Below are 7,027 nucleotides of genomic sequence, written 5' to 3' on the forward strand. Positions count from 1 at the left end.
GCGCGCTTCGCCGCTTTTACAATCGTGACAAATTTACAGAGGTGGACTGTCAATGGCAACACAGCTTTTCCTTTATTTTCCGCGGGAGTTGCCAGTTTTTCTAGGTGCCTTTCGCGCTGCAATGTAAAGAATGTCATACGCAAGACGTCGCAGAACATGCCTTTGCGATGCAGCGCTGACGCAGTTCCCAAACGATCCGGAGTGACCAATGACCGATTTTTACAACCTCGTCCCCTCCGCGCCGGAAGGCCGTTTCGACGGCATCGAGCGCCCCTACTTGCCGGAGGATGTGAAGCGGTTGCGCGGCTCCGTGCAGATTCGCCAGACGCTGGCCGAGATGGGTGCGAACCGGCTGTGGAAGCTCATCCACGAGGAGGATTTCGTCAATGCGCTGGGCGCGATGTCGGGCAACCAGGCCATGCAGCAGGTTCGGGCCGGCCTGAAGGCGATCTATCTCTCGGGCTGGCAGGTGGCGGCCGATGCCAACACCGCCTCGGCGATGTACCCAGACCAGTCGCTTTACCCGGCCAATGCGGCGCCGGAACTGGTCAAGCGCATCAATCGCACTTTGCAGCGCGCCGACCAGATCGAGACGTCCGAGGGCAAGGGGCTGTCGGTCGAGACCTGGTTCGCGCCGATCGTGGCCGACGCGGAAGCCGGCTTCGGCGGCCCGCTCAACGCCTTCGAGATCATGAAGGCGTTCATCGAGGCGGGCGCCGCGGGCGTCCACTATGAGGACCAGCTGGCGTCGGAAAAGAAGTGCGGCCATCTCGGCGGCAAGGTTCTGATCCCGACCGCGGCGCATATCCGCAACCTCAACGCGGCGCGCCTTGCAGCCGACGTGATGGGCACGCCGACGCTGGTCGTGGCCCGCACGGACGCAGAGGCGGCGAAGCTTTTGACCTCCGATATCGACGAGCGCGACAGACCTTTCGTCGACTACGACGCCGGCCGAACGGTCGAGGGCTTCTACAATGTCAGGAACGGCATCGAGCCTTGCATCGCGCGCGCCGTGGCCTATGCGCCGCATGCCGACCTGATCTGGTGCGAGACCTCGAAGCCGGATCTGGCGCAGGCCAGAAAATTCGCCGAGGGCGTGCGCAAGCACCATCCGGGCAAGCTGCTCGCCTACAATTGCTCGCCGTCCTTCAACTGGAAAAAGAACCTCGACGACGCGACGATTGCGAAGTTCCAGAAGGAGCTCGGCGCGATGGGCTACAAGTTCCAGTTCATCACGCTCGCCGGCTTCCACCAGTTGAACTTCGGCATGTTCGAGCTGGCGCGCGGCTACAAGGACCGTCAGATGGCCGCCTATTCGGAACTGCAGGAGGCCGAGTTCGCGGCCGAGGCTCGCGGCTATACCGCGACCAAGCACCAGCGAGAGGTCGGCACCGGCTATTTCGACGCCGTGTCGATGGCGATCACCGGCGGCCAGTCCTCGACCACCGCCATGCATGAATCGACCGAGCACGCCCAGTTCAGGCCGGCGGCCGAGTAACTGATAACGACCAGAGGCAACGCCCGCAGGGCATCTACAGCGAGGAGAAGAGCGATGGCATCGATAAGCCGCGTCAAGGAAAGGGCAGAAGAGCAATCGAGCGCGATGAGCGTCGACCAGCAGGCGACGATCCGCATGCTCGCCAACGATCTGCACAGGCTCAACCAATCGGTCATGAAGGCAGTCGAGGCCGGCGTCTCGGTGGAGCTGGTGCGTTCGGCCAGGCACCATGGCGGCGACGGCAACTGGGGAGACCTTTTGATCCCGGTGATCGTTACCCAGCAGAGTCACACTTGACGTAACGTCAACAGTCTCGGCGATAGTCTCCCGCGCGCTATACGCTCGGGAGACTACCGCATTTTTTCGATTTGCCTTCGTCGCCGGGCGTACGACTTGCGCTGAATTCCAGAATTTCTTGCTATATTTCGGATCTCGACTGTTTCAGCTTGACAGCGGCCGCGATCTCACCCAATTGTGCCTCAGGTTTCAACCCTGCATTGAACCAGAGTGCCCAGCCCGCCGATGTGTCCCGCCAATCGTGACGACTCCGAAAAGCACCTGAAGTCGGCGGCCCGGACCGGCGCGATCACGGCTGACTTTTCAAAGGTGCTCGTCGTCGGAAAATCGTCGATCAACCGGGTTGTAGTGTCGAAAATCGTCGAGAAATCGGGACTGAAGCCGATTTCGGAGCCGCCCGAGATCGCCGAGAAGACACTGACCGGTCAACTGCCCGGCGCCGTCATCCTGGACGGCGGACCGGACAACATGGATTGCGACCGGCTGATGTCGGCCATCGACGCGCTGCGGCGCGCCTCCGGCAAGCCGCTGCCCGCGGTGATCCTGCTTTCAACCAGGAATGGCACACCGGAAAGCCTCGGCCTGTCAAGCGTGGTCGATGCGGTGGTTGCCAAGCCGATCACGCCCGAGCGGCTGCAACCGGTGGTCGATCGCCTGGTCGGGCGCGGCAAGGCTCGAGCGTTCACTCGGCCTTTGCGATAGCCTCGACAAGGCTCGGCAACTCGCCAAGATCTGCAATCTGACGGAAACGCGGCGCCGCGACAGGGGCCTCGGCCTGTTCGATCGCCCAGGTCAATTCGTGCGGCACATGGATGCCCCAACTGCCGGCCTCGATGGCGGGAATCACGTCGGACTTAAGGGAATTGCCAACCATCATGCTGTTCTGCGGACCGCGGCCATGGCGGCTGAAGATGCGGGCATAGGTGGCGGTGCTCTTGTCGCTGACGATCTCAACTGCGTCGAAAAGGTCACCCATTCCCGACTGCGCAAGCTTGCGCTCCTGATCGAAGAGGTCGCCCTTGGTGATCAGCACCAGATGGTAGGAACCCGCCAGCTTCTCGATCGTCTCGCGCGCGTGCGGCAGCGGCTCGATCGGGTGGCTGAGCATCTCGCGGCCGGCAGCCAGTATCTCGCCGATGATCGAACCAGGCACCTCCCCGCCGGTAACCTCGACCGCTGTCTCGATCATCGACAAGGTAAAGCCCTTGATGCCGAAGCCGTAGAGGGCGAGATTGAGCCTTTCCGCCTCGAGCAGTCTTGCCGCGATTTGGTCGTGGTCTCCGTGCTCCGCCAGCATTGCGGCAAAGCGCTTCTCAGTCATGCGGAAGAACTGCTCGTTCTGCCACAACGTGTCGTCGGCATCGAAACCGATCGTGGTAAGAGCGGATATTGTCACGTCATCCTCCTTCGGAACGCGGTGTAGACGCGTTCGCCGGGCACTGCTAGCTCTAGCCGGAGATCGGCAAAGCGGGGGTGCATGCTGAATTCGTGGAAAGACGAGCTGGAAGGCTTCATGGCGAGCGCTCGTGAGCGCACGCCAACGGAACTAATCAACGGCATCCGCGATATTGGCGTCGCCATGGGCCATGAGGCGGGCGAAGCGCTGCTAGACAGCCACCCGGAACTGTTTGCCTACCGACCCATGCTTACGCGAGCCTTCATCGAAATGGTTCATGCGCAAGACGTCGCCGAAATAAGGCAGATGCTGGAGCTGAAGCATCCAACCTCGTTCGGGCAGATAGCGGCGGAGGAAACGACCATCGGCGTCATGTCCTCGAAAGACGCCTACAAGCGCCTGGATGAGGTCTTCGAGCATGTCGACTTCAGCCGGTGCACGCGCGCCGTGATGGTCGGCTGCGGCGGCCGCCCGTTCACCATGTTCCGTATCTGCGATCAGACACCGGTTCCCGAGATCGTCGGGCTGGATATTGTGCCGGAAGCGGTCGAGACAGCGAATATTCTGGCAGCCAAACTCGGCTACGTCCGAATGCGCGCCGAATTCCGCAACGGGCGCGACTATGACTATCGCGCCGCCCAGCTTGTCTATATCGCCAGCATGGTCTCGCCCAAAGCAGCTGTCGTGTCGCGCGTCGCAGACACGGCCCCACCCGATCTCCAGCTCGTTCTATGGGAACCGTATTCGTTGGCCCGCTTGTGGTCGGAGCGCGCGGAAGAGACGCTCGACCCGCGGCTGGAAGTGGTCGGCCGCACCCGCGTATCGCGCAACATGACCCGTGATGTGTTCGTCCGCTTCCGGCCTGGCGCCGTCGGGCGCGGAAGCGCAGGCTAATGGCAGCGGGCATGGCCGATCGCGCGGTCCTGGCCGCAACCTTGGCATGGTGCCTGCTTCGCCATCCGCTGATCTGGAAAAGAACCTATGACCACAGCGGCGTCTTTCCCGACCCGGCCAGGCCGAGGTCTTACGTCGACAAGTTCTTGTGGCGGAAGATCTTCGACCATAATCCCGTCTATGCCACGGCATGCGACAAGCTGGCGTCCAAGGACTACGCCCTGTCAACATGCCCGGAACTCAAAACCGCGAAAGTGTTGTGGAGCGGCCGCGACGCCACGCAGATCCCGCCGGCGCTGCTTGCCGGAAATGTCGTGGTGAAGGCCAATCATGGCTGCCGCTGGAACATGATAATCCGCAACGGCGAGGTGGACAGGCCGAAGCTGCGGCGGCAAACGGCGCGCTGGATGCGCAATCGCTACGGCAGGAAATTCGGTGAATGGGCCTACAAGGGCGCGAGACGGCTCATCTTCGTCGAGGAAATGCTTCTCGAGGACGATGTGCCGGTCCCGCTGGAGTATAAATTTCATATCTCGAACGGGAAGACGGCTTACGTCTACGCCGCACGGCGGGACAGATGGGGCAACGAGTTGAAAAGTCATTTCGACCGCGACGGCAATCACGCACCCGTGCCGCCGGGCAGCGGCAGCCAATGGGTGAAGATCGATCTGCCGCCATCGTTTCTGCGGATGCGCGAGATAGCGGAGCGGCTGACGGCACCGTTCGATCACATGCGCTGCGACTTCTACGAGATCGACGGCGAAATCTATTTTTCCGAGTTCTCGGTCTACCCGCTGTCAGGAAAAGGCATCATCAACACCAAGCTGCGCGATCTGGCCTGCGATAGCTGGGACATACGCCAGGCCTGGTTCCTATCGACGCCCCAGCGAGGTTGGCGCAAAGTCTATGCGGCGGCGCTGTTGCGATGGCTCGACGCAAACGACCGGCAGAGGCTGCAGCCCGGTTCGCAAAGAGCGGCTCCCTGAGCAAGCCGTCCGGCGCCTCCCCTTCCCTTTCCCCGTTGCGCCCGGCTATAGTTCGAAATCCGCAACACAATCTGGTGAATGATGCCGCCTGAAAAAAAGGAAGTCCGTCCGTCGAGCCGGGGGGGACGCGCCCGCACGCCTGCATTCCTGAAAAACGAACGCGGCGTGAAGAACTGGAAGGAAGCCAGCGCCTGGCTCGAATGGCGCGGCATCGAGGACATCGAGTGCATCACGCCCGACCAGGCGGGCGTCGCCCGCGGCAAGATGATGCCGTCGAAGAAATTCACCTCCAACACCTCGCTGGCGCTGCCTTCGGCCGTGTTCATGACGACGATCTCGGGCGGCTATCCCGAGGACGGCAACGGCTTCCACTATCCCGAGGACGACGGCGACCTAAAGCTTTTGCCCGATCTTTCAACGCTGACGGCTGTGCCCTGGGAAGAAGATCCGACGGCGGCAGTGATTTGCGACCTCGTCCACCAGGACGGCCGCTCGGTCGAGTTCACGCCGCGCAATGTGCTGAAGCGCGTGCTTGCCGCCTATGACGAGCGCGGCCTGAAGCCGGTGGTGGCGCCCGAGATCGAATTCTATCTGGTGCGCAAGAATCCCGACCCGGACTATCCGCTGACGCCGCCGGTCGGGCGCTCGGGCCGGCCGATCGGCGGCGGCGCCGGCTATTCGATCGCCGGCGTCAACGAGTTCGACGAACTGATCGACGACATCTACCATTTCTCGGAACGTCAGGGCCTGGAGATCGACACGCTGATCCATGAGGAAGGCGCCGGCCAGCTCGAGATCAATCTGCGACACGGCAATCCGATCGAGCTCGCCGACCAGGTTTTCATGTTCAAGCGCACCATTCGCGAGGCGGCGCTGAAGCATGAGATCTACGCCACCTTCATGGCCAAGCCGATCCAGGGGCAGCCGGGCTCGGCCATGCATATCCACCAGTCGGTCATCGACAAGAAGACCGGCAAGAACATCTTCTCGGCCGAGGACGGCTCCGAGACGGACGCCTTCTTCCATTTCATCGGCGGCATGCAGAAGCACGTGCCGAACGCGCTGGTGATGTTCGCGCCCTACGTCAATTCCTACCGCCGGCTGACGCAGCAGGCCTCGGCTCCGGTCAACAACAAATGGGGCTACGATAACCGAACCACCGCCTTCCGCGTGCCGCGCTCCGATCCGGCAGCACGGCGCGTCGAAAACCGGATCCCGTCTTCCGACGCCAACCCTTATCTGGCGCTTGCCGCGTCGCTTGCCTGCGGGCTGATCGGCATGACCAGAAAGATCAAAGCTGAACCGCCGGTTCTGACCACGGCCAATGCCGACGAGATCGACCTGCCGCGCAGCTTGCTGGAAGCGGTCGATTTATTCGAGGCCGACAAGGAGCTCGGCATTATCCTCGGCACATCCTTCGCCGCCACTTACGCAGCGATCAAGCGGGCCGAGTTCGAAACCTTCATGGAAGTGATCAGCCCGTGGGAGCGGGAGTATTTGTTGCTGAATGTTTAGGGGAGTAGGGGAGTAGGGGAGTAGGGGAGTAGGGGCGGTGGCTGAAAAACAGGCTCCTACAAGGATTTAGTGGTCTGGCAGCAGGCGATGGATTTGGCTGTGTCGGTCTACAGCGCGACGAGATCCTGGCCGAAGGACGAGCTCTATGGACTTACCAGCCAAGTGCGCCGCTCCGCAACTTCAGTGCCCTCAAACATAGCGGAGGGTTACGGCAGAGAGATTCGAGGTTCCTATCAGCAGTTTCTTCGCATTGCTCAAGGATCGCTGAAGGAATTGGAAACTCAGCTTCTGATCGCGGAACGTACCGGTATCGCATCACAACAAACGACGGCCACACTGCTGGCCAGCACCGAAAGTGTCGGCAAGCTTCTTCGACTTTTGATTCGAAAATTGGCAGCCGACTAGCTATCCCTACTCCCCTACTCCCCTACTCCCCTACTC

Annotated in this window: 7 protein-coding genes and 1 pseudogene; 7 read left to right on the top strand and 1 reads right to left on the bottom strand. The window is 61.6% G+C overall.

The features are described from left to right. Positions 1-208: 208 nt before the first annotated feature. From aceA to LB552_RS12345, 3 genes are all read left to right on the top strand, one after another. Positions 209-1,498: an isocitrate lyase gene (gene aceA, locus LB552_RS12335; protein WP_224605922.1), complete on the top strand. Its 1,290-nt coding sequence runs from the start codon at positions 209-211 to the stop codon at positions 1,496-1,498. Between the two features lie 54 nt (positions 1,499-1,552). Next, positions 1,553-1,795, top strand: coding sequence for a hypothetical protein (locus tag LB552_RS12340; RefSeq protein ID WP_027168360.1), 243 nt, complete (start codon positions 1,553-1,555; stop codon positions 1,793-1,795). Positions 1,796-2,020: 225 nt separating this feature from the next. After that, positions 2,021-2,497: a response regulator gene (locus LB552_RS12345; RefSeq protein WP_224605925.1), complete on the top strand. Its 477-nt coding sequence runs from the start codon at positions 2,021-2,023 to the stop codon at positions 2,495-2,497. Here the strand turns inward: LB552_RS12345 and LB552_RS12350 are convergent. Beyond that, entirely contained in the window at positions 2,478-3,185 is a 708-nt protein-coding gene (locus LB552_RS12350) for an HAD family hydrolase (protein WP_224605974.1), read from the bottom strand. The two genes, LB552_RS12345 and LB552_RS12350, sit on opposite strands and share 20 nt — an antisense overlap. 87 nt (positions 3,186-3,272) lie before the next feature. On the opposite strand from LB552_RS12350, the gene LB552_RS12355 reads away from it, so the two are divergent. The 4 genes and pseudogenes from LB552_RS12355 to LB552_RS12370 form a co-directional block, all read left to right on the top strand. Then, positions 3,273-4,085 (top strand): class I SAM-dependent methyltransferase, encoded by an 813-nt coding sequence (locus LB552_RS12355; protein ID WP_224605927.1) that lies wholly within the window; start codon positions 3,273-3,275, stop codon positions 4,083-4,085. An 11-nt stretch (positions 4,086-4,096) separates the two neighbouring features. Continuing rightward, positions 4,097-5,071, top strand: coding sequence for an ATP-grasp fold amidoligase family protein (locus LB552_RS12360; RefSeq protein ID WP_224605929.1), 975 nt, complete (start codon positions 4,097-4,099; stop codon positions 5,069-5,071). A gap of 78 nt (positions 5,072-5,149) precedes the next feature. Then, positions 5,150-6,586 carry a glutamine synthetase family protein gene (locus tag LB552_RS12365; RefSeq protein ID WP_411965913.1) on the top strand — a complete coding sequence of 479 codons (1,437 nt, stop codon included), beginning with the start codon at positions 5,150-5,152 and terminating at the stop codon, positions 6,584-6,586. Between the two features lie 54 nt (positions 6,587-6,640). Then, positions 6,641-6,991 (top strand): annotated as a pseudogene (locus LB552_RS12370) (four helix bundle protein); the annotation flags it as partial. Positions 6,992-7,027 lie beyond the last annotated feature (36 nt).

Origin of the sequence: Mesorhizobium sp. CA7 (genome assembly GCF_020165015.1) — a bacterium.
Taxonomy (GTDB): domain Bacteria; phylum Pseudomonadota; class Alphaproteobacteria; order Rhizobiales; family Rhizobiaceae; genus Mesorhizobium.